This is a genomic window from Streptomyces sp. NPDC096311, assembly GCF_044763085.1.
Classification (GTDB): domain Bacteria; phylum Actinomycetota; class Actinomycetes; order Streptomycetales; family Streptomycetaceae; genus Streptomyces.
Genome location: NZ_JBIWFN010000012.1, coordinates 366,059 through 386,534, shown reverse-complemented (window position 1 = coordinate 386,534; position 20,476 = coordinate 366,059). Strand labels below are relative to the sequence as shown.

The window sequence follows — 20,476 nt, the reverse complement described above, 5'->3', positions numbered from 1 at the left end:
TCCTTCACAGATGGCGGCGTCGGGCGGCGACGTGCCGGTCGTACTCCTCACGTGCCTTGACCGCCGACGATCGGGTCGCGGTCTCGGCCACAGGTACATCCCACCAGGCTTGGGCCGGGGGCGCGCCCGACACTGTGTCTGCCGTTTCGGTCTCCACGTAGACACATGTGGGAGTGTCCGCGGCGCGCGCCTCGGCAAGAGCCGCCCGCAGGTCACGGACGGTCTTCGCGCGCAGCACCCGCATGCCGAGGCTGGCCGCGTTGGCGGCGAGATCGACGGGCAGCGGCGCGCCCGTGTACGTACGGTCCTCGGAGCGGTAGCGGTAGGCGGTGCCGTACCGCTCGGCGCCCACGGACTCGGAGAGGCCGCCGATGGAGGCGTACCCGTGGTTCTGGAGTATGAGGACCTTGATCGCGACGCCCTCCTGCACGGCGGTGACGATCTCGGTCGGCATCATCAGGTAGGTACCGTCGCCGACCAGCGCCCACACGGGCCGGTCGGGGGCCGCCATCCGGACGCCGATCGCGGCCGGGATCTCGTAGCCCATGCACGAGTAGCCGTACTCGACGTGGTACTGGTCGCGCGACCGGGCCCGCCACAGCTTGTGCAGGTCACCGGGGAGCGATCCGGCCGCGTTGATCAGGATGTCGTCCTCGGTGACGAGCTCGTCGAGGACGCCGAGGACCTGCGGCTGGGTGGGCCGGATGTCGATGTCCTCGGCCTCGTACGCCGCGTCGACGCGGTACTCCCAGCGCTCCTTGTCGTCCGTGTACTCGGTGGCGTACGCGGGCTCGACGCGGTGCCCGTGCAGCAGCAGCGCCTCCGTGAGCGCTTCAAGCCCGGCCCGCGCGTCCGCGATCAGCGGGATCCCCGACAGCTTGTGACCGTCGTACGGCGCGATGCTGAGGTTCAGGAAGCGGACGTTCGAGGCGGTGAAGAGGGTGCCGGAGGCGGTGGTGAAGTCGGTGTAGCGGGTGCCGACGCCGATCACCAGGTCGGCGGTGCGGGCGAGCTCGTTCGCGGTCGCCGTGCCGGTGTGTCCGACACCGCCGACGTCCTGCGGGTGGTCCCACTTCAGTGATCCCTTGCCCGCCTGTGTGGAGGCGACGGGGATGCGGGTGGTGGCGGCGAGTTCGGCGAGCACGTCCTCGGCGCGGCTGTGGTGGACCCCGCCGCCCGCGATGATCAGCGGGCGCCGGGCCTCGCGGATCGCCGTGACGGCGGCGGCCAGCTCGCAGGCGTCGGCCGCCGGACGGCGCACGGTCCAGGTCCGCTCCTGGAAGAACTCCTCCGGCCAGTCGTACGCCTCCGCCTGCACGTCCTGCGGCAGCGCGAGCGTGACGGCGCCGGTCTCGACCGGGTCGGTGAGCACGCGCATGGCCTGCAGGGCGGCGGGGATCAGCGCCTCGGGCCGGGTGACGCGGTCGAAGTACTTCGACACCGGGCGCAGACAGTCGTTGACCGACACATCGCCCGCGTAGGGGACTTCGAGCTGCTGGAGGACCGGGTCGGCGGGGCGGGTCGCGAAGATGTCGCCGGGCAGCAGGAGCACCGGGAGGTGGTTGATCGTCGCGAGCGCGGCGCCGGTGACGAGGTTGGTGGCGCCGGGTCCGATGGAGGTGGTCACGGCGTGCGCCGACAGCCGGTTGGACTGGCGTGCGAAGCCGACCGCCGCGTGCACCATCGACTGCTCGTTACGGCCCTGGTGGTAGGGCATCTCGTCGGCGTACTCGATCAGCGCCTGGCCGAGTCCGGCGACGTTGCCGTGACCGAAAATGCCCCAGGTGGCGCTGATCAGCCGCCGCCGCTCGCCGTCCCGCTCCGTGTACTGGGCGGCCAGGAAGCGCACCAGCGCCTGTGCGACCGTCAGCCTCGTCGTTGAGGTCATCGGTATCCCTCTGTGCTCTCTAGATGTCCCGGGTGGAAGCAGATCCGCCACTCCCTCTCCTCGCCCGGTCCGGCCATCACGTTCAGGTAGTACATGGTGTGGCCGGGCTGGGCGATGGACGGGCCGTGCCATCCGTCGGGGACGAGGACGGCATCGCCGGTGCGGACCTCGGCGAGGACATCGGATCCGCCCTCGCGCGAAGGGAATACGCGCTGATAGCCGAATCCGTTCGGGCCGTCGATCTCGAAGTAGTAGATCTCCTCCAGCTCCGACTCGACACCGGGCCGGTGCTCGTCGTGCTTGTGCGGCGGATACGAGGACCAGTTGCCGCCGGGGGTGATGACCTCGACGGCGATGAGCTTGTCGCACTCGAAGGCGTCGGCGGAGGCGAAATTGCGCACCTGACGTGCGCAGTTGCCACTGCCTCGGTCTTCGACGGGGACCTCCGGCGCGGGGCCGTAGCGGGCGGGGAGTCGGCGCTCGCACTTCGCTCCTGCCAGGGCGAAGCGGCCTCCCGCACCGGAGGCGATCTGGGCCCGGGCGTCACGGGGCACGTACACGAAGTCGGAGACCCCCGCGAACACGCTTTCCCTGCCCAGGATTTGGAACTCTTCGTCCTCTGTGCGCACCGTACAGGCGCCACCCAGTGGAAGCACGATCCACTCGCTGTCGCCGGTGGTGAAGGTGTGGGTGCCGCCCGGTCCGAGGTCGACCACGCGCAGGCTGCTGTGGGTCCAGCCGGTGTACTTGGGGTCGATGTCGACGGCGTACAGCCCGCCTGCGGTGGCGCCCTTGGGCACGTACAGGCGCTCGCTCCGGGGCGCGTCCGTCGTCGAGTGCGTCCTGGGGTCCGTCATCGGGTCCTCACAGCAGTCCTACGGCGGTGTCCACCGCGGCGGTCACGTCCCCGTCGGCCGGGTAGAGCAGCGAGCGGCCGACGACCAGGCCCTGCACGGTGGGCAGTTGGAGCGCGCCGCGCCACTTCTCGTACGCGCTCTCCTGATCCTCGCCGACATCCCCGCCGAGCAGGACGGCGGGCAGGGTGGAGGTCTCCATGACCCGGGCCATGTCGTCCGGGTTGTCGGTGACGGGGACCTTCAGCCAGGTGTACGCCGAACTGCCGCCCAGGCCACTGGCGATGGCGATGGACTTGATGACGGCCTCGGCACTCAGGTCGTTGACCAGCCTGCCCTCGGGGGTGCGGCGGCTGAGGAACGGCTCGACGAAGACCGGGAGATGACGCTCCGCCATCTCGTCGATCGCGCGGGCGGTGGACTCGAGGGTGTTCAGCGAGCCCGGATCGTCGTAGTCGATGCGCAGCAGCAGTTTGCCCGCGTCGAAGCCGAGCCGCTCGATGTCCTGCGGACGGTGGCCGGTGAAACGGTCGTCCAGCTCGTAGGAGGCGCCCTGGAGGCCGCCGCGGTTCATCGAGCCGAGGACCACCTTGTGGTCGAGGGCGCCCAGGAGCAGCAGGTCGTCGAGGATGTCGGCGGTCGCGAGGACGCCGTCGACGCCGGGGCGGGAGAGCGCGAGGCAGAGCCGTTCCAGGAGGTCCGCTCGGTTCGCCATGGCGAGCTTGCGGTCGCCGACGGCGAGCGCTCCGCGGGCCGGATGGTCCGCGGCGATGATCATCAGCCGCCCGTTGTCGCCCACGAGGGGGCGGCGGGGGCGGCGCGCGGCGGCCTCGGCGATGGCTTCGGGGCGGTGGGCGCGGAGCCGGACGAGCTCCGCCGCGTCGACGGTTCTCAGCGGCACGGGGGGAGCCGGGGGCAGGACGGGGTCTCCGCCCTCGTGTCCCACGCGTCCCGCCCTCATCGGACCGCTCCCGCCGTGAGCGCGTCCTCGACCTCTTCGGGGGTCGGCATCGCGGAGGAACACTCCAGCCGGGAGGCGACGATGGCACCGGCCGCGTTGGCGTACCGCATGATCCGCTCCAGGTCCCAGCCGGCGAGCAGGCCGTGACAGAGGGAGCCGCCGAACGCGTCACCGGCGCCGAGGCCGTTGAGGACCGTCACCGGGAGCGGCGGGACCTCGGCCGACGTGCCGTCGCGGTGGACGGCGAGGACGCCCTTGGGGCCCTGTTTGACGACGGCGAGTTCGACGCCCGCCTTGAGGAGGGCCTCGGCGGCCGCGTGCGGTTCGCGGACGCCGGTGGCGATCTCGACCTCGTCGAGGTTGCCGACGGCGACGGTGGTGTGGCGCAGGGCCTCGGCATAGAAGGCCCGGGCGGAGTCCTCGGGGTCCTTCGGGGCTGTGTTCTTCCGGGCTGTGTTGTTCCAGAACATGGGCCGCCAGTCGAGGTCGAAGACCGTCGTGGCGGACTTGGCGCGGTGGGCGAGCGCGGCGAGCGTCGCCGTCCGGCTGGGCTCTTCGCTCAGGCCGGTCCCGGTCACCCAGAAGATGCGCGCCTCACGGACGGCGTCCAGGTCGAGGTCGTGCGCGTCGATCTCCAGGTCCGGGGCCTTGGGCTGCCGGTAGAAGTACAGCGGGAAGTCGTCGGGCGGGAAGATCTCGCAAAAGGTCACCGGGGTGGGCAGCCCGGCGACCGGGGTGACCCAGCGGTCGTCCACGCCGAAGCCGCGCAGCGCCTCGTGGAGGTACGCGCCGAAGGGGTCGTCACCGGTGCGCGTGATCACCGCCGTACGCCGTCCGAGCCGGGACGCGGCCACCGCGACGTTCGTCGCCGAGCCGCCCAGGAACTTCCCGAAGGACGTCACCTGCGCCAGCGGGACCCCCGTCTGCAACGGGTAGAGGTCCACACCGATCCGCCCCATGGTGATCAGGTCGTACGCCATCGAGTTCCCTTCGCTTCGGCTCCCCCAAGGTCTAGCGCCGCACGGGGAGCCCTGTCAACAGTTTGTCCGGACATTCGGACCAGGCCTTGACACCTCCCTCGTGCCACCCGAAGCTGACGCCCATGACGTCGTTGTCACCGCAGGCATCACCTCAGTCCTCACTGTCCCGCATCCGGATCGGTTCGGCTCCGGACTCCTGGGGCGTCTGGTTCCCCGACGACCCTCAGCAGGTCCCCTGGCAGCGCTTCCTCGACGAGGTCTCCCAGTCCGGGTACGAGTGGATCGAGCTGGGCCCCTACGGTTATCTGCCCACGGATCCGGCGGTGCTCCAGGAGGAGACCGCGCGGCGCGGGCTCACCGTGTCGGCCGGCACCGTCTTCACCGGACTGCACCGGGGTCCCGAGGTGTGGGACGCCACCTGGGCGCACGTCTCGGACATCGCCGCGCTCACCCAGGCGATGGGCGCCGAGCACCTCGTCGTCATCCCGGCGTTCTGGCGGGACGACAAGACGGGCGAGGTGCTGGAGGACAGCGCGCTGACGCCGACGCAGTGGCGCAATCTGACCGCTCAGACCGAGCGGCTCGCCCATGAGGTGCGGGAGCGCTACGGGCTGAAGATCGTCGTCCACCCGCACGCGGACACGCACATCGACAGCGAGGAGAACGTCACGCGTTTCCTCGACGCGACCGACTCCTCCCTGGTGTCGCTGTGCCTGGACACCGGCCACTACGCGTACTGCGGCGGCGACAGCGTCAAGCTCATCGAGACCTACGGGGAGCGCATCGGCTACCTCCACCTCAAGCAGGTGGATCCGCTGATCCTGGCCGAGGTGCGGGCGAACGAGGTGCCGTTCGGGCCCGCGGTGGCCAAGGGCGTGATGTGCGAACCGCCGTCCGGCGTACCGGCCCTCGAACCCGTCCTCGCCGCCGCCCAGAGGCTCGACGTCGAACTCTTCGCCATCGTCGAGCAGGACATGTACCCGTGCCCGCCGGACAAGCCGCTGCCCATCGCCCAGCGCACCCGGGCGTTCCTGAGGTCCTGCGGGGCCTGACCGTTCGATGTGACCGCTTCACAGCGTCCCGCGGAGCCTGACCCTCCGCGGGGGGGCCGTGGGGCCCGTCGAGAGCTCGGGGCTCGGCGGGCCTTCCGGCGTCGCCGTGCCGCGTTGCGCCATGGGGGTTCCCCAGAGGACGCCCCGGTCTTCAGGCCCGGGAGGAATCGGACACCCGTGCGACACGGCAGGAACGGCCGGTTCGCCCCCGGGGCGGACCGGCGTGCCAGTGGCGTCAAACGCAGACGATGTGTCGCGAGAGCCGAGCACGCGGCGTCTCCTTGAAGTTGTGTGACCTTGCAGCAGGTGAGCTGTCCGGGCCGGCTTCAGCCCGGCTGGTGTTGATCGTGGAAGACCTGACGGACCGCCGGTCCGAGAGGCAGCGTGAGCCAGGAATCACCTCCGTTCACGGAGGTGAGGATTCAAACTCTTCGGCACACCGCAGTACGAACTCGCCGACCGCACCCTGGATCCCGACGAGTTCCCGCATGGACTGGGCTCGCGGGACGCGGGCCCGGGCGGGCGCCGCCTGCGGAGCGTCGGTGAACTCTCCGCCGCGCTGGCCGCCTTGCCGGGATGGCCGGAACGCTTCGAACTGCTGGACGACGTCCTCGTGCGCCGGCGCTCGGCGGGGACGCCCGGTTCGGCACGGGTCGTGCGGGCGTGGACGCAGCTGCAACGGACCTGGGGCGCGCTGCCGGTGGCCCGGCTCGCCGAGGATGTCGGCTGCAGCGTACGGCAGTTGGAGAATCGTTTCCGGGAGCAGATCGGGCTCGGCCCCAAGGCGGCGGCCCCGGTGCTGCGACTGGAACGGGCCCGCCGACTGCTCGCCGCGGGACGCTCACAGGCAAAGAACGGCGGCGGCCTGCGGGTTCTACGACCAGGCCCACCTCAGCGGCGAGTTCCGGGCGATGACCGGGTGCACACCGCGGGAGTTCACGGCAGCCCACGGAGCGCAGCCGGTTCCAGGGCCCGGTCCGCCGGGGACCGATCGGATGGCCGGGGAGGCGACCAGCCTGGTGCTCTCCCCCGACCGGAGCGATCAAAGTGGCCTGGGTGCGATCTTTTCCAAGACCGGTGGGCTCCGTTGATTGCCGGCTGAACTTCCGGCGGCTGATCCGACGGGGGATGCGGACGGCTTCCGAGGGGGATGCGGGGAGCCGGTGGGCCTGGGCCTGACCTGGAGCAGGTCCGGCCCACCGCTCACGTACGCACGACGCACCCGGCCCGCCAACGGCCACCGACACGTATACGTCCCGACGGTCCCCTCGGCGCGAATGCGTCACGCGTGTCACAAAAACCACCGCCCTGTCACACATGTCACGTGTACGCGGGTCTTGCGTCACACCCGGCCAACAGGCCCTGTCCTGCGGTCACTCTGTGTCGTTCAACGGGCGCAGGCTTTGTGATCGCCAGCGCAGCACCCGGCTCCCCCGACGGCCACCCCTCGGCCGCCGCCGCGGCGCGCGCAGGGAGGTGCCACTCATGACCGACCGTAGGCTCTGGTCGTACAAGGAGATCGCGGCGCACATCAAGGTGCAGCCGGACACCGTGCGGTCGTACCGCAAGCACGGACTGCTGCCGCCGCCCGACCACGTGGAGAGCGGGAAGCCCTACTGGTACGCGGACACCGTCCGCGCCTGGGTCGCCTCCCGCCCCGGAAACCGCGGTCGAAGAGACTGACCACGCGCCCCGCCCCGCTCGTCACACGCACTCACGGTGCCCACGCGCTGTGCCCACGCGCTGTGCCCCGCCCCTCGCCCGGGTGCGGGGCACAGCCCCTGTCCGGGTTCAGCTCCACGGTTCGATGACCGTCACCCCCGCCCCCGGCACCGTCCCCATCGCCGCCAGGGCCGCGGGGACCGCGTCCAGCGGGATGGTGGAGGTGACCAGGAGGTCGGGGCGGAGGACCCCGGCGCGGACCAGTTCGAGCATGCGGGGGTAGGCGTGTGCCTGCATGCCGTGGCTGCCCAGGAGTTCGAGTTCGAGGCCGATCACCCGGGCCATCGGAACCGCGGGGTCCTCGGGCAGCAGACCGACCTGGACGTGGCGCCCCCGGCGGCGCAGACCGTTCACCGAGGCCGCGCAGGTGACCGGGGAGCCGAGCGCGTCGAGGGAGAGATGGGCGCCGCCGCCGGTCAGTTCCCGGACCGCCGCCGCCGTGTCCCCGGCCCGCGAGGCGTCCACGACCTCCACCGCGCCGAACTTCCGCGCCAGGTCCAGGGCCTGGGGTGAGAGGTCCACGGCCACGACCCGCGCCCCGGCCGCCGCCGCGATCATCACCGCCGACAGTCCCACGCCTCCGCAGCCGTGCACCGCGACCCACTCCCCCGCCGCCACCCGGCCCTGCGCGACCACCGCGCGGAACGCCGTGGCGAACCGGCAGCCCAGCGAGGCCGCCGTCGCGAAGGACAGCTCGTCCGGCACCGCCACCAGGTTCACCTCGGCGTGGTCGAGTGCCACGTACTGGGCGAAGGAACCCCAGTGGGTGAACCCCGGCTGGGTCTGCCGCTCGCACACCTGCTGGTCACCCGCCGCGCAGGAGGGACACGTCCCGCAGGCGCAGACGAACGGGACGGTGACCCGGTCGCCGGGGCGCCAGCCGGTCACCCGCGCACCGACCGCCTCGACGGTCCCCGCGAGTTCGTGGCCCGGCACATGCGGCAGGGTGATGTCCGGGTCGTGCCCCATCCAGCCGTGCCAGTCGCTGCGGCACAGCCCGGTGGCCTCGACCCGCACCACCACCCCGTGCTCCGCGGGCACCGGGTCCGCCACCTCACGCACCTCGGCCGGCTCCTCGTACCGCTCGAACACCACTGCCCGCATCCGTCTCGCCCCTCCGTCCGAAGATCACCCTTCCGGAGCGAACGCTATCCGCGCGCCTCGACCTTGTCCCGCTTCCTGTCGTCCTCCCTGCCGCCCTCCTGGTCGTGCTGCCGGTCGTGTTCCTGGTCGTCCTCCCTGTCGTGCTCCCGGTCGTCCGCCTGCCGGGTGCCGTCCGGCTCCGCCTCGCCCTCGCTCAGTCCGAACCGGTCGTGGAAGCGCCGCAGCGGCCCCGGTGCCCACCAGGTCGCGCGGCCCGTGAGGCGCATGACCGCCGGGACCAGCAGGCTGCGGACGACCATCGCGTCCATCAGCACGGCGAGCGCGATGCCCAGGCCGAGCATCTTGGTGTTGGTCACGCGTGAGGTGCCGATCGCGACCATCACCACGGCGAGGATGACCGCGGCCGCGGTGATGAGTCCGCCGGTGCGCTGGAGGCCGAAGCGGACCGCCTCCCGGTGGTCGCCCGTGTGGTCGTACTCCTCCTTCATCCGGGAGAGCAGGAAGACTCCGTAGTCCATGGAGAGGCCGAAGGCGACGCAGAACATGAGGACGGGAAGCGTCGTCTCTATCGATCCCGGGCTAATAAAGCCGAGCAGGCCCGACAGATGGCCGTCCTGGAAGACCCAGACCACCGCGCCGAACATCGCCGTCAGGCTGAGCGCGTTGAGCAGCACCGCCTGGATCGGGATCAGCACGCTGCCGGTGAGGAGGAAGACCAGGAGCAGGGTGACGATCGCTATGAAGGCCGCGGCCCAGGGGAGCCGGTCGGCTATCGCGTGCTTGGAGTCGACCAGCACCGCCGCCGTGCCGGTCACCGCCGTGTCGAACGGGGCCTGTGTCGCTCGCAGTTCGCGCACCAGCCGCTGGGCTCCGTCGCCGACGGCCTCGCCCTTCGGCAGCACCGTGAAGTAGGCCGAGTCGCCCTGCGCCAGGGGCCCGTCCACCCGCAGCACCTCGGGCAGCGCGGCGATCCGGTCCTTGTAGGCCGTGTACTGGGCCTCGGTCGCCCGGCCCTCCGCGAGCACCTCCAGGGCGCCACCGGGGCTGCCCGGGAAGCCGTCCCGTATGTGCTGCTGGACGACGTGGGACTCGGCGCCCGAGGGCAGCTGGCGGTCGTCCGCGGTGCCGAACTTCACGCCCAGGAACGGCAGTCCGAGCACGATCAGCCCGACGGTGGTGGCGACGGCGAAGACCGGCGCCCTGCGCATGACGAGTGAGGCCATGCGTCCCCAGGCGGCCCCGTCCGCGCTCGCCGCCGGCCTTCCGCGCCGGAACAGGCGGCGCAGATCCAGCGAGTTCACCCGGTGGCCGAGCAGCACCAGCGCCGCCGGGAGCAGGACCAGGGCGGCGGCCGCGGCCAGCAGCACCACGGCGATGCCCGCGTAGGCGAAGGAGCGCAGGAAGTACTGCGGGAAGAGCAGCATCGCGGCCAGGGAGACGGCGACCGTGAGGGAGGAGAAGAGGACCGTGCGGCCCGCGGTGCGCAGGGTCGTGGCGATGGCCCTGATGGCGTCTTCCCTGCTTGAACGCGGTGGAGAGCTTGGGGAAGGCACGGCGCCCTTGGCCAGCTCCTCGCGGAACCTGCGGACGATGAACAGGGCGTAGTCGATGGCGAGGCCGAGTCCCAGGGCCGTGGTGAGGTTCATCGCGAAGACCGAGACGTCGGTGAACTCGGTGAGGCCGCGCAGTATCGCGTTCGTGCCCAGGATCGCGACGATGCCCACGCCGAGCGGCAGCAGGGCCGCGATCGCGCTGCCGAAGACCATCACCAGCAGCACGAGGGTCACCGGCAGGGCGATCATCTCGGCCCGGGTCAGGTCCTCGCGGATGGTCGTCTGCATCTCGTGCTGCACCGCGACCGGGCCGCCGACCCTGACCTCGACGGGCCCGTGTGTCCCTCGGTAGGAGGGCGCCAGGCGGTCCAGGGTCTCGCTCGCCGTCTTCTCGTCGCCCGTGATCCGCGCGGCGATCAGCGCCTCGTGTCCGTCCTTCGCCTTCAGCGCCGGCGCGCCAGACGCCCAGTACGAAGCGACCCCCGTGACGCCCCGCTCGTCGGCGAGCCGCGCCGCGAGCCGCTTCGCCTCGGCCGCGACCGAGGGAGCGTCGACCGTGGCACGCCCCGAGTCGACCAGGAGCAGCAGATTGGGCTGCGAGGCGGGGAACTCCCGCTCCAGCGCCTTGGTCGCGTACGTCGACTCGGCGGTCGGGTCCTGCCAGCCGCCGCTGCCCAGCCGGTCGGCGACCCCACTGCCGGCGACCACGGCGAGCGCGGTGAGCAGCAGCGCGACGAGCAGGGAGAGCCGGGGGCGCGCGGTCACGAACCGGGTCCAGCCACCGACCCGGACACCGCGACCGGTTCGCGGGCCACCACTCACCCGTTGACCGTCACCCACCCGTTGACCGTCGCTCACCCCTCTGCCGTCGCCCGCCCGTCGGCCGCCACCCGCCCGCGGACCGCTCTTCCCCGGCGGACTTCCGCTCTCCGGCGGACCTCCGCCCACCTGCGGCTCGTCGCCCGCGCTCGCGTCGACGCTCGCGCCCCTCCCGCGCTCCGCGCCGCTCCCGTGGCCGTCATCCGCGCTGTTGACTTCGGTCATCGTGCGGTGTCCCCTTCACCGTGACCCCCTGTCCGCCTGGCGGCGTCCGTCCAACCATCCGGTCGTGTGCGCAGGTGGCAGGGGTCGACCATTGCCATAGAATGGCAAACACGAGAGATCGCTCGCGTTTCACTAGAATGCGAGCGACCGCTCGCGTTTGTCAATCACGTTCGGAGAGCTGGGGATAACTCGTGCCCGACAAGCCCGAGACGCAGCGGACCGCCGACGCGCAGACCGTCGACAGAGAGACCGCCGACGCACGGACCGCCGACGCACAGACCGCCGACGAGCGGCCCCGCCGACGGCAGGCCCGCGGCGAGCGCAGGATCGCCCAGCTGCTGGAGGCCGCCGCCTCCGTCTTCTGCACCACCGGCTACACCGCTGCCAGCACCAACGCCATCGCCCGCGAGGCGGGCGTCTCACCGGGCACGCTGTACCAGTTCTTCCCGAACAAAGAGGCCATCGCGATCGAACTGGGCGACCGGCTCATGCACGAGATGCGCGACACGTACGGCGAGGCACTGGCCCCGGTCGACCCCGCGACCCCGCTGGAGGAGGCCGTGGGCGCCGCGGTCGACCGGTTCATCGCCTTCAACTGCGATCACCCCGTGTTCTTCGCGTTGATGCACGGCCCCGACATCCCGGGCCGGATCGCCGAGGAGCACGACGCCCTGCACGCGACCCTGATCTCGCGGATAGAGGGGCTGCTCTCCTCCCTCATGTCCGACGCACCCGCCACCGAGGTCACGCGCATCGCGCACGTGTGCCTGGGCATCTACAAGGCCGGCCTGGAGCTGGTCCTCTCGAACCAGGGAGCCGAGCGCGAGGCGTACATCCGAGAGTTGAAGGACGTCCTGCTCCGCTACCTGGAGCCGATGATCCGCGACAGAACACTCACCCCGGCGGACCTCACCGCCGACCCCGCGGGGTTCACGGCCCCAACCCCCTGACCACACACGGCGACCCGGCCGTCGAGCGCGGCCACTCGCGCGCCGGCCGTGGCGGAGTACCCCATACTGCGACAAAGCAGACATGTGCCATAAGGTTCGGATAAATCAGACCGAGCCCAAGGGGCAAGCCGTGACCCAGAATCAGCCGCCCGGCGCGCCCCGGGCCCGCATTCCCGGACCCCAGCAGCCCCCACCGTCGTACCCCCAGATCCGCAGCGGACTGTGGCGACGCTGCCTGGGCGGCGGGCTCGCGCTCTGGACGCTGACGGCGATCGTCACTTACACGACGAGGAACACCACGCTGCTGCCCACCCTGATCCTGCTCGGCAGCTTCCTGGCCCCCGTCGTCTTCACACTCTGGGCGTACGAGCGCCACGGCCGCGACCTCGGCGTCCAGGTGATCCTCGGCTGCTTCCTGACCGGCGGGACCCTCGGGGTGCTGGGCGCGTCGGTGATGGAGAACCACCTGCTCCACCCCTCGCCGTCGAGGTGCGTCGGCGTCGGACTGGTCGAGGAGGCGGCGAAGCTGACCGCGCTGGCGTTCGTCCTGCGCCGCCACCCCCGGCTCCGGGGACTGCGGGCCGGCCTCGTGCTCGGCGCGAGCGTCGGCTTCGGCTTCGCGGCGCTGGAGAGCGCGGGGTACGCGTTCAACGCCGCCGTCTCCCTCAAGGGACTGGATCTGCGCGCACTGTTGGAGACGGAGATCCTGCGCGGGCTGCTCACCCCCTTCGGGCACGGCCTGTGGACGGCGATCACGGGCGCGGTGCTGCTCACGTACCGCCACCCGCACGGGCGCTTCCAGTACGCCGGCCCGGTGGCGGGCACCTACGTCGGCGTGTCGCTGCTGCACGCCCTGTGGGACTCGACACACGGCATCGCGCTCTGGCTGGTCGCGCGGCTGACCACGACGGGGCTCGACCGGACGCTGTTCGGACTGGGGTACCTGCAGAGCCCCACCGACGAGCAGAAACATCTCTTCACGCTGTTCTCGGTGGGTGGCCTGATCATCGTGGCGCTCGCGGGGGTCGGCTGGGTGCGTTCGCTGACACGCCGCGACTTTGCTTGGAGAAATACCCCCTAGGGGTATAGTCTTGGTCGCCTGAGCAAGTCACCCGAACCTCACACGCCTCGACGAGGAGTACGCCATGACCACGCAGACCGAGACCCCGGGTTCCGTCACGACCGTCTACCAGGTGAGCGGAATGAGCTGCGGGCACTGTGAGGGCTCCGTCTCCGGCGAGATCTCCGAGATCCCCGGCGTCACCTCGGTCAAGGCCGTCGCCGCCACCGGCGAGGTGACCGTGGTCTCCGCGGCGCCGCTCGACGAGGAGGCCGTGCGCGCCGCCGTCGACGAGGCGGGCTTCGAGCTCGCCGGCCAGGCGTGAGTCACCGGCCCCGCACTCAGCAGTCGCTCCCCCGCGCCTTCCCGTTCCCCGTATCACCCGCATCACCCGTTCGCCACGCACCACCCAGCACTTCACGCAGCTCTCCACACCGGGCCGTACCGACCAGCTGATACTGGCTCCGTACGGCCCGGCTCATTCCCTGGAGCCCGACCATGACCACCGCAGCACCCGAGCCGGCCATAGCCGAGACGGCGCAGACCACCGCGACCACCCCGACCACCGCGACAGCCGCGCCGTCGGAGGTGGAGCTGGCCATCGGCGGAATGACCTGCGCTTCCTGCGCGGCCCGCGTCGAGAAGAAGCTCAACCGCATGGACGGCGTCACCGCCACGGTCAACTTCGCGACGGAGAAGGCGAAGGTCTCATACCCGGTGGGGGTACAGGTCGCCGACCTCATCGCCACCGTCGTGAAGACGGGATACACGGCCGAGGAACCCCCGCCGCCGCGCCTCGAGACGCCGGAACGGGCCACCGATGCCGTCGGCGCCGACGAGGACCCCGAACTCGCCTCCCTGCGCGAACGGCTCGTCGTGTCGGCCCTGCTCGCCCTCCCCGTCGTCCTGATGTCGATGGTCCCGGCGCTGCAGTTCGACAACTGGCAGTGGCTCTCGCTGACCCTGGCCGCGCCCGTCGTGGTCTGGGGCGCGCTGCCCTTCCACCGGGCCGCGCTCACCAACGCGCGGCACGGCACGGCCACCATGGACACCCTCGTCTCGGTCGGCACGCTCGCCGCGTTCGGCTGGTCCCTGTGGGCGCTGTTCTGGGGGCACGCGGGCATGCCGGGCATGCGGCACGGGTTCGACCTCACCGTCTCGCGTACGGAGGGGTCGTCGACGATCTATCTGGAAGTCGCCGCGGGTGTCGTCGCGTTCATCCTGCTGGGCCGCTACCTGGAGGCCCGCTCCAAGCGGCGGGCCGGAGCGGCGCTGCGGGCGCTGATGGAGCTGGGGGCCAAGGACGTCGCGGTACTGCGGGACGGCCGTGAGGTCCGTATCCCGGTCGCGCGGATGGCGACGGGCGACCGCTTCGTCGTACGGCCCGGCGAGAAGATCGCCACCGACGGGACGGTGGTGGAGGGTTCCTCCGCCGTCGACGCCGCCATGCTGACGGGCGAGTCGGTGCCGGTGGACGTGACGGTGGGTTCCGGCGTCACCGGCGCGACCGTGAACGCCGGCGGACGGCTCGTCGTCGAGGCGACCCGGGTCGGCGCCGACACCCAACTCGCACGGATGGCCCGACTTGTCGAGGACGCGCAGAACGGCAAGGCCGAGGTGCAGCGCCTCGCCGACCGGATCTCCGGGATCTTCGTGCCGGTGGTGCTGGTGATCGCGCTCGGCACCTTCGGGGTGTGGCTCGGCGTCACCGGCGACACGGTCGCCGCCTTCACCGCGGCCGTCGCGGTGCTGATCATCGCCTGCCCCTGCGCCCTCGGCCTCGCGACCCCGACCGCCCTGATGGTCGGCACGGGCCGCGGCGCCCAACTCGGCATCCTCATCAAGGGCCCCGAGGTCCTGGAGTCCACGCGCCGCGTCGACACGGTCGTCCTGGACAAGACCGGCACGGTGACGACGGGACGGATGACACTGCGGGAGGTGTACGCCGTCGCCGACACCGACGAGAAGGAGTTCCTGCGGCTCGCAGGCGCCCTGGAACACGCCTCCGAGCATCCGGTGGCCCGCGCGATCGCCGCGGGCGCTCAGGAGCGGACTGGCGCCCTCCCTCCGGTGGAGCACTTCGAGAACGTCCCCGGGCTCGGCGTACGCGGGCGCGTGGAGGGTCACGACATCCAGGTGGGACGGCTCCACGAAGGCGAGCTCCCGGAGGCGCTGGCCCGCGCCAAGGCCGAGGCACAGACGGACGGACGGACGGCCGTCGTGGTCACCCGGGACGGGGTGGCACTCGGTGTCGTGACCGTCGCCGACGCGATCAAGGAGACCAGCGCCGAGGCGGTGCGCGCACTGCGCGGCCTGGGGCTCACGCCGGTTCTGCTCACCGGGGACAACCGGGCGGTCGCCCGGTCCGTGGCGCATGCCGTCGGCATCGACCCCGGGAATGTGATCGCCGAGGTGCTGCCCGAGGACAAGGCCGCCGTCGTCAAGCGCCTCCAGAGCGAGGGGCGGACCGTGGCGATGGTCGGCGACGGGGTGAACGACGCGGCGGCCCTCGCCACCGCCGACCTCGGCCTCGCGATGGGGACGGGCACGGACGCGGCGATCGAGGCGAGCGACCTGACGCTGGTCCGGGGGGATCTGCGGGTGGCGGCGGACGCGATCCGGCTGTCGCGCAGGACCCTGTCCACGATCAAGGGCAACCTGGTGTGGGCGTTCGGATACAACGTGGCGGCGCTGCCGCTCGCCGCGGCCGGACTCCTCAACCCGATGATCGCGGGGGCCGCGATGGCCTTCTCGTCGGTGTTCGTGGTGACAAACAGCCTTCGACTCAGGACATTCTCATGACGACGGAGTAAGAGTCCCCCTAGAGTCCAACGGGAGCCTCACATAAGCTCTTCACAAGGCTCGCGCATCTTCCTTACGCTTGGGTCTCGATTTGCCATATCAGTCTCTTGCGTATCTTCAGGACATACGCAAGAGACGCAGATCACAGTGATGCGAACGTAACCATCGAAGGGGTTCGTGAGTCTAAGTTGGCGATGCCGGAGACGTCTTGGGGGGCGTCTCTGACATCTGGGGATGTCTTGGGGGACGTTCCCGGAACTGCGTTGCCGGGGCACGTGCAGCGGGGAGCTTTGAGCGGCCCTCCCGTCGGTACGGGTCCCGGCAGACCGCACCCCAGCAGCACATCAGCACCGCAGTAGTACAGAGAGTTTTGCTCGTTTTGCTCACGGCCGGTCCGGTCAGCCCGGCCGGCCGGGAGCAACGCGTCAGCACGCTCGCAGCGATTCAGGCGCTGTCCACAGACGCCCGGCCGGATCCCGTGGGGGGAATCCGCACCGGGACAAGGAAAGCGCCCTGACTGCCGGCCCGTGGGGGGACCGGTAGCAGGGCGCTTTCCGTTTTTCTTGCGAGTGCCTCGGGCCTAGCGGGCCTCGACCGGGACGAAGTCGCGCTCGACGACGCCCGTGTAGATCTGGCGCGGGCGGCCGATGCGGGATCCGGGCTCCTTGATCATCTCGTGCCACTGGGCGATCCAGCCCGGGAGGCGGCCGAGGGCGAACAGGACCGTGAACATCTCGGTCGGGAAGCCCATGGCGCGGTAGATCAGACCGGTGTAGAAGTCCACGTTCGGGTAGAGGCTGCGCGAGACGAAGTAGTCGTCGGAGAGCGCGTGCTCCTCCAGCTTGAGCGCGATGTCCAGCAGCTCGTCGGACTTGCCGAGCGCCGAGAGGACGTCGTGCGCCGCCGCCTTGATGATCTTCGCCCGGGGGTCGAAGTTCTTGTAGACGCGGTGGCCGAAGCCCATCAGACGGACGCCGTCCTCCTTGTTCTTCACCTTGCGGATGAAGGAGTCGACGTCGCCGCCGGAGGCCTGGATGCCCTCCAGCATCTCCAGCACGGACTGGTTGGCGCCACCGTGCAGGGGGCCCCACAGCGCGCTGATGCCGGCGGAGATCGACGCGAACATGTTCGCCTGCGACGAGCCCACCAGACGCACGGTGGAGGTCGAACAGTTCTGCTCGTGGTCGGCGTGCAGGATGAGCAGCTTGTCGAGCGCGGCGACGACGACCGGGTCGAGCTCGTAGTCCTGCGCGGGGACCGAGAAGGTCATGCGCAGGAAGTTCTCGACGTACCCGAGGTCGTTGCGCGGGTAGACGAAGGGGTGACCGATCGACTTCTTGTAGGCGTACGCCGCGATCGTCGGAAGCTTGGCGAGAAGGCGGATCGTCGAAAGGTGACGCTGCTTCTCGTCGAACGGGTTGTGGCTGTCCTGGTAGAACGTCGACAGGGCACTGACCACCGACGACAGCATCGCCATCGGGTGAGCGTCGCGCGGGAAGCCCTGGAAGAAGCGCTTGACGTCCTCGTGCAGCAGGGTGTGCTGCGTGATCTCGTTCTTGAAGGTGGAGAGCTCGTCCACGTTCGGCAGCTCACCGTTGATCAGCAGAGAGGCCACCTCAAGGAAGGTGGAGCGCTCGGCCAGCTGCTCGATCGGGTAGCCGCGGTACCGGAGGATGCCCTGCTCACCGTCGAGGTAGGTGATCGCGGATTTATACGCGGCGGTGTTGCCGTACCCGCTGTCCAGCGTCACCAGCCCGGTCTGGGCGCGGAGCTTCCCGATGTCGAAGCCCTTGTCGCCGACGGTGCTGTCGATCACCGGGTAGGTGTACTCGCCATCGCCGTACCGCAGTACTACAGAGTTGTCGCTCACGTCATCCCTCACCGACGTTGTGCCTCTTCTTCGAGGTGCCCTGACTGTCTCTACCATCCCCCATTTGGCCCTGGAGAGTGCACTCGGGGTCGACCATTGGGCCTATTGGCGGCACTCAGTGCCGCCAACCTGCTCATCCTGCCCCCGTTCGCCCTGGTTCCGGAAGTGCTGTGTGACCTTTGCGACTCATTTGATCGATCATTTTTTGTGATGCCTGGGGTGGGTGTCCCCTCCCCCCGGGAGCTCCGCCCCGGACCCCGTGGTGCGTCTCTTTCGGCTGCGGGCCGGTGGGGGCTGGTCGCGCAGTTCCCCGCACCCCTGAAGACCCGGGGCCCTCAGGTGGTGAGGCGGTGGTCGAGGGATGTGTGGCGGCGGCCTGCCGACACCGTGCGGACCGCCTGGCCGATCGCCTTGCGGGAGCCCACCAGGACGACGAGCTTCTTGGCCCGGGTGACCGCCGTGTAGAGCAGATTGCGCTGGAGCATCATCCACGCGCCGGTGGTGACCGGAATCACCACCGCGGGGTACTCACTGCCCTGGGAGCGGTGGATCGTCACCGCGTACGCGTGGGCCAGCTCGTCGAGTTCGTCGAAGTCGTAGGGAACTTCCTCGTCCTCGTCCGTCAGCACCGTCAGACGCTGCTCCTCGGAGTCGAGCGAGGTGACCACGCCCACGGTGCCGTTGAAGACGCCGTTCTCCCCTTTTTCGTAGTTGTTGCGGATTTGGGTCACCTTGTCGCCGACCCGGAAGACCCGGCCACCGAAGCGTTTTTCGGGGAGGTCGGGGCGGCCCGGCGTGATCGCCTGCTGCAACAGGCCGTTGAGGGTGCCCGCGCCCGCCGGGCCCCGATGCATGGGCGCCAGCACCTGGATGTCCCGGCGCGGGTCGAGCCCGAACTTGGCGGGAATCCGCCGTGCCGCCACATCCACGGTGAGCCGCCCCGCCTCCTCGGTCTCGTCCTCGACGAAGAGGAAGAAGTCCTTCATGCCGTCGGTGACGGGGTGCTGCCCGGAGTTGATCCGGTGCGCGTTCGTCACCACTCCGGACTGCTGGGCCTGGCGGAAGACCTGGGTCAGACGGACGGAGGGGATGGGGCTGCGGTCGGCGAGCAGGTCGCGCAGGACCTCTCCGGCGCCGACGCTGGGGAGTTGGTCGACGTCCCCGACGAACAGCAGATGGGCGCCCGGCGGCACCGCCTTGACCAGCTTGTTGGCGAGCAGGAGGTCGAGCATGGAGGCCTCGTCCACGACCACCAGGTCGGCGTCCAGCGGCCGGTCCTTGTCGTACGCCGCGTCCCCGCCCGGCTTGAGCTCCAGGAGCCGGTGCACGGTGGAGGCGTCCGCTCCGGTCAGCTCGGCGAGTCGCTTGGCGGCACGGCCCGTCGGCGCCGCGAGCACCACCTTCGCCCGCTTGGCGCGCGCCAGCTCCACGATCGAGCGGACCGTGAACGACTTGCCGCAGCCGGGGCCCCCGGTGAGCACCGCGACCTTCTTGGTGAGCGCCAGCCGGACGGCCTCCTCCTGCCCTGGTGCCAGCTCCGCGCCCGTACGCCCCTTCAGCCAGGTCAGTGCCTTGTCCCAGGCCACGTCATGGAAACCGGGCATCCGGTCCTCGGTGGTGCGCAGGAGACGCAACAGCTGGGCCGAGAGGGAGAGTTCGGCGCGGTGGAAGGGGACCAGATAGACGGCCGTGACCGTGTCCGGGCCGCCGTCGGGACCGGGGACCTTCTCGCGTACGACGCCCGGCTCCCGCACGCCACCGGGCTCGTTCTCGTCCTCGGTCGGCTCCGCCAGTTCCGCCAGGCATTCGATGACCAGGCCCGTGTCCACCTGGAGCAGCTTCACCGCGTCGGCGATCAGCTGCTCCTCGGGGAGGAAGCAGTGGCCCTGGTCGGCGGACTGCGACAAGGCGTACTGGAGGCCCGCCTTGACGCGCTCGGGGCTGTCGTGCGGGATGCCGACGGACTGGGCGATCTTGTCCGCGGTGAGGAAGCCGATGCCCCAGACGTCGGCGGCCAGGCGGTAGGGCTGGTTCTTGACGACCGAGATCGACGCGTCGCCGTACTTCTTGTAGATGCGCACCGCGATCGACGTCGACACCTCGACGGTCTGAAGGAAGAGCATGACCTCCTTGATCGCCTTCTGCTCCTCCCAGGCGTCGGCGATCTTCTTGGTGCGCTTGGGGCCGAGGCCGGGGACCTCGATGAGGCGCTTCGGCTCCTCCTCGATGATCTGGAGCGTGTCCAGCCCGAAGTGCTGGGTGATGCGGTCGGCGAAGATCGGGCCGATGCCCTTGACCAGACCGGAGCCGAGGTAGCGGCGGATGCCCTGGACGGTGGCGGGCAGGACGGTCGTGTAGTTCTCCACCGTGAACTGCTTGCCGTACTGCGGGTGGGAGCCCCAACGGCCCTCCATCCGGAGCGACTCGCCCACCTGGGCGCCGAGGAGCGCACCCACGACGGTGAGCAGGTCGCCGGCGCCGCGACCGGTGTCCACCCTCGCGACCGTGTACCCGTTCTCCTCGTTGGCGTACGTGATCCGCTCGAGCACGCCCTCGACAACCGCCAGTTGCACCTGCCGGTCCCCCGCCTGATTGGACATGATCCGAAGGTACCTGTGACGACTGACAGCCGGGGC

The 20,476-nt window shown here is 70.5% G+C and carries 14 protein-coding genes; 6 read left to right on the top strand and 8 right to left on the bottom strand.

Features of this window, described 5'->3' with window-relative positions; genetic code table 11:
- Positions 1 to 4: 4 nt before the first annotated feature.
- The 4 genes from iolD to iolC are packed head-to-tail and all read right to left on the bottom strand — an operon-like array spanning position 5 to position 4,683.
- Complete coding sequence (gene iolD, locus ACIRA5_RS30315; RefSeq protein WP_403695814.1) at positions 5 to 1,888, bottom strand: 3D-(3,5/4)-trihydroxycyclohexane-1,2-dione acylhydrolase (decyclizing); 1,884 nt, start codon at positions 1,886 to 1,888, stop codon at positions 5 to 7.
- Positions 1,885 to 2,745, bottom strand: coding sequence for a 5-deoxy-glucuronate isomerase (iolB, locus tag ACIRA5_RS30310; protein WP_403695813.1), 861 nt, complete (start codon positions 2,743 to 2,745; stop codon positions 1,885 to 1,887). Before iolB ends, iolD begins: the two co-directional genes overlap by 4 nt.
- 7 nt (positions 2,746 to 2,752) lie before the next feature.
- Positions 2,753 to 3,703: a deoxyribose-phosphate aldolase gene (locus tag ACIRA5_RS30305; RefSeq protein ID WP_403695810.1), complete on the bottom strand. Its 951-nt coding sequence runs from the start codon at positions 3,701 to 3,703 to the stop codon at positions 2,753 to 2,755.
- Positions 3,700 to 4,683, bottom strand: a complete 984-nt coding sequence (gene iolC / locus ACIRA5_RS30300; RefSeq protein ID WP_403695808.1) for a 5-dehydro-2-deoxygluconokinase — start codon at positions 4,681 to 4,683, stop codon at positions 3,700 to 3,702. The genes ACIRA5_RS30305 and iolC overlap by 4 nt, the downstream gene beginning before the upstream one ends.
- 122 nt (positions 4,684 to 4,805) lie before the next feature.
- Between iolC and ACIRA5_RS30295 the strand changes: the two genes are divergently transcribed.
- Together ACIRA5_RS30295 and ACIRA5_RS30290 are read left to right on the top strand one after the other, a co-directional pair.
- On the top strand, positions 4,806 to 5,735 hold the full coding sequence (locus tag ACIRA5_RS30295; RefSeq protein ID WP_403695805.1) for a sugar phosphate isomerase/epimerase family protein: 930 nt from the start codon (positions 4,806 to 4,808) through the stop codon (positions 5,733 to 5,735).
- A gap of 1,485 nt (positions 5,736 to 7,220) precedes the next feature.
- On the top strand, positions 7,221 to 7,418 hold the full coding sequence (locus ACIRA5_RS30290; protein WP_054231835.1) for an AlpA family transcriptional regulator: 198 nt from the start codon (positions 7,221 to 7,223) through the stop codon (positions 7,416 to 7,418).
- A 108-nt stretch (positions 7,419 to 7,526) separates the two neighbouring features.
- On the opposite strand, the gene ACIRA5_RS30285 is transcribed toward ACIRA5_RS30290, so the two are convergent.
- Positions 7,527 to 8,561 carry a zinc-dependent alcohol dehydrogenase family protein gene (locus tag ACIRA5_RS30285; protein WP_403695802.1) on the bottom strand — a complete coding sequence of 345 codons (1,035 nt, stop codon included), beginning with the start codon at positions 8,559 to 8,561 and terminating at the stop codon, positions 7,527 to 7,529.
- Between the two features lie 44 nt (positions 8,562 to 8,605).
- Positions 8,606 to 10,879 carry an MMPL family transporter gene (locus ACIRA5_RS30280; protein WP_403695798.1) on the bottom strand — a complete coding sequence of 758 codons (2,274 nt, stop codon included), beginning with the start codon at positions 10,877 to 10,879 and terminating at the stop codon, positions 8,606 to 8,608.
- Positions 10,880 to 11,484: 605 nt separating this feature from the next.
- Here ACIRA5_RS30280 and ACIRA5_RS30275 point away from each other — a divergent pair.
- The 4 genes from ACIRA5_RS30275 to ACIRA5_RS30260 all read left to right on the top strand — a co-directional run bounded on the left by ACIRA5_RS30275 (position 11,485) and on the right by ACIRA5_RS30260 (position 15,970).
- Positions 11,485 to 12,108, top strand: a complete 624-nt coding sequence (locus tag ACIRA5_RS30275; protein WP_403695876.1) for a TetR family transcriptional regulator — start codon at positions 11,485 to 11,487, stop codon at positions 12,106 to 12,108.
- Between the two features lie 130 nt (positions 12,109 to 12,238).
- Positions 12,239 to 13,189, top strand: coding sequence for a PrsW family intramembrane metalloprotease (locus ACIRA5_RS30270; RefSeq protein WP_403695795.1), 951 nt, complete (start codon positions 12,239 to 12,241; stop codon positions 13,187 to 13,189).
- A gap of 64 nt (positions 13,190 to 13,253) precedes the next feature.
- Positions 13,254 to 13,493 (top strand): heavy-metal-associated domain-containing protein, encoded by a 240-nt coding sequence (locus ACIRA5_RS30265; RefSeq protein WP_403695792.1) that lies wholly within the window; start codon positions 13,254 to 13,256, stop codon positions 13,491 to 13,493.
- Between the two features lie 173 nt (positions 13,494 to 13,666).
- On the top strand, positions 13,667 to 15,970 hold the full coding sequence (locus ACIRA5_RS30260; RefSeq protein WP_403695789.1) for a heavy metal translocating P-type ATPase: 2,304 nt from the start codon (positions 13,667 to 13,669) through the stop codon (positions 15,968 to 15,970).
- 580 nt (positions 15,971 to 16,550) lie between these two features.
- Here ACIRA5_RS30260 and ACIRA5_RS30255 read toward each other — a convergent pair.
- Complete coding sequence (locus ACIRA5_RS30255; protein WP_054231840.1) at positions 16,551 to 17,840, bottom strand: citrate synthase; 1,290 nt, start codon at positions 17,838 to 17,840, stop codon at positions 16,551 to 16,553.
- A gap of 335 nt (positions 17,841 to 18,175) precedes the next feature.
- The gene (locus tag ACIRA5_RS30250; RefSeq protein WP_403695785.1) at positions 18,176 to 20,440 is read right to left on the bottom strand and encodes an ATP-dependent RecD-like DNA helicase; all 2,265 of its coding nucleotides are present in this window, start codon (positions 20,438 to 20,440) and stop codon (positions 18,176 to 18,178) included.
- Positions 20,441 to 20,476 lie beyond the last annotated feature (36 nt).

Excerpts from the sequence above, each read along its gene's own strand:
- ACIRA5_RS30305 (WP_403695810.1), bottom strand. The coding sequence starts at position 3,703 with ATGAGGGCGGGACGCGTGGGACACGAGGGCGGAGACCCCGTCCTGCCC.
- iolB (WP_403695813.1), bottom strand. The coding sequence starts at position 2,745 with ATGACGGACCCCAGGACGCACTCGACGACGGACGCGCCCCGGAGCGAG.
- ACIRA5_RS30265 (WP_403695792.1), top strand. The coding sequence starts at position 13,254 with ATGACCACGCAGACCGAGACCCCGGGTTCCGTCACGACCGTCTACCAG.
- ACIRA5_RS30295 (WP_403695805.1), top strand. The coding sequence starts at position 4,806 with ATGACGTCGTTGTCACCGCAGGCATCACCTCAGTCCTCACTGTCCCGC.
- ACIRA5_RS30285 (WP_403695802.1), bottom strand. The coding sequence starts at position 8,561 with ATGCGGGCAGTGGTGTTCGAGCGGTACGAGGAGCCGGCCGAGGTGCGT.
- ACIRA5_RS30290 (WP_054231835.1), top strand. The coding sequence starts at position 7,221 with ATGACCGACCGTAGGCTCTGGTCGTACAAGGAGATCGCGGCGCACATC.
- iolD (WP_403695814.1), bottom strand. The coding sequence starts at position 1,888 with ATGACCTCAACGACGAGGCTGACGGTCGCACAGGCGCTGGTGCGCTTC.
- iolC (WP_403695808.1), bottom strand. The coding sequence starts at position 4,683 with ATGGCGTACGACCTGATCACCATGGGGCGGATCGGTGTGGACCTCTAC.
- ACIRA5_RS30250 (WP_403695785.1), bottom strand. The coding sequence starts at position 20,440 with ATGTCCAATCAGGCGGGGGACCGGCAGGTGCAACTGGCGGTTGTCGAG.
- ACIRA5_RS30260 (WP_403695789.1), top strand. The coding sequence starts at position 13,667 with ATGACCACCGCAGCACCCGAGCCGGCCATAGCCGAGACGGCGCAGACC.